Below are 1,316 nucleotides of genomic sequence, written 5' to 3' on the forward strand. Positions count from 1 at the left end.
GGGAAATTGGCCGCCATCAGCTGGATGCTTTCAACTGCCAGGGAAGCTTCATCTACAGATCTATCACGCGCGTTCGTGCTTCGTTCGGTCTTAACGTGTCTGTGGGAACAGTTCTTGTTCCGACCCCCGTCTGCTGGACCTGTGGGCCGCGCCCCTCGTTGCCGGTCGGCTCGTAGCGCCGCAGCCAGTCGATGAAACCATGCGCCCGCAGGTTCTTCAGCGCCCGCACGATCGTATCGCGCGACCGGCCTAGCCGATCCATGATCGTGGTGATTGACGGCTCTAACCGGCCGGTGCGGAAGTCTATGAGATTGACGAACAGCCGCAGCACGTCGAGCGCCACCGATCCTAGCGGGCCGCTTCGCTCGCCCTTCTCGTGCAAGCCGGCCTCATTGTAGATTTCGGCCGCCTTCAAGATTGCCTGAACGTCCTTGCGCGTCGTCGGCCGCCATATCCGGCCCTCCGATCGGCCCCGGATATGACTATGCCGGCGAACTGGCGTCGGGCATCGCTCGGCCGGGGGCATGACCAGGCCAAGCCCGGCCTGTCCCGATCCCCGCCACGCCTCGCGGCGCTCATGGGCGAGCGTGGAGAGCTGCCCGGCGTCTTCCTCGGTGAGCTGGCCGGCGCTGTAGCGCGTCCATACCTCCCGCATGATCTCATCAAGCGCGCTTGCGCGCGCGCAGCCGATCGCGGCCGCGATCTGCGTCCTCAACATGCCTGTCGTCCTTCCATTTGAAGGACATGACGGCGCGGACGGCAGGCACGGCTTTCCTGTTTCCGCAAGAATCAATCTTGCGGATTGGAGTGCTGTAGCGTAGATAAGGGGAGAGCTTTGGCCCCGTCTCTACGGTGTGTCTGACGGCCTACAAAAACGCTCGACCGTTGGCGCGGTCGGGCGTTTTGCCGTTATGTCCCTTGCTTCGCTTCGATATAGAGCCTCAATGCTTCCTCGATGATCGGCGCGCGGCCAAGCACGCCCCGCTGCTCCTTGATCTTGTCGATTTGGGCGAGAAGATCAGTCGGAACATACGTGGTCAGCGCGATACGGCCGGCCGCAAGCTGCCGCGCCCGATGGGCGGCAACGTCCTTCCGAATCCTTTCCGAGTCGCGCTTCATTCTTAGCAGTAAGGACGAACTCGCCCGATTCTGCAATCCCTTGCGGAAGGAACCGCGAAAGGCACTACTTGGGGTCGTTTGCGGGAGGGGGCGGAATCCTACGCTAAGCCGAGAACACGTTTTCCGTAACTCCTGAGTTCGCCCTGGGGGCCGACATAGCGATAAAGGGTGACGCGCTCGATCCCGAGTTCCTTACA

General features: G+C 62.2%; 1 protein-coding gene and 2 pseudogenes. All 3 read right to left on the minus strand.

Annotated features, from left to right (window positions below; translation table 11 throughout):
- Window positions 1-127 precede the first annotated feature (127 nt).
- Window positions 128-718: pseudogene (locus GTK01_RS20870) on the minus strand (helix-turn-helix domain-containing protein); the annotation flags it as partial.
- Window positions 719-909: 191 nt separating this feature from the next.
- The gene (locus GTK01_RS20875) at window positions 910-1,119 is read right to left on the minus strand and encodes a ribbon-helix-helix protein, CopG family (protein ID WP_024899703.1); all 210 of its coding nucleotides are present in this window, start codon (window positions 1,117-1,119) and stop codon (window positions 910-912) included.
- 98 nt (window positions 1,120-1,217) lie between these two features.
- Window positions 1,218-1,316, minus strand: a pseudogene (locus GTK01_RS20880) (transposon DNA-invertase); the annotation flags it as partial.

The sequence above is a fragment of the Aliihoeflea sp. 40Bstr573 genome, assembly GCF_024105655.1.
GTDB lineage: Bacteria > Pseudomonadota > Alphaproteobacteria > Rhizobiales > Rhizobiaceae > Aliihoeflea.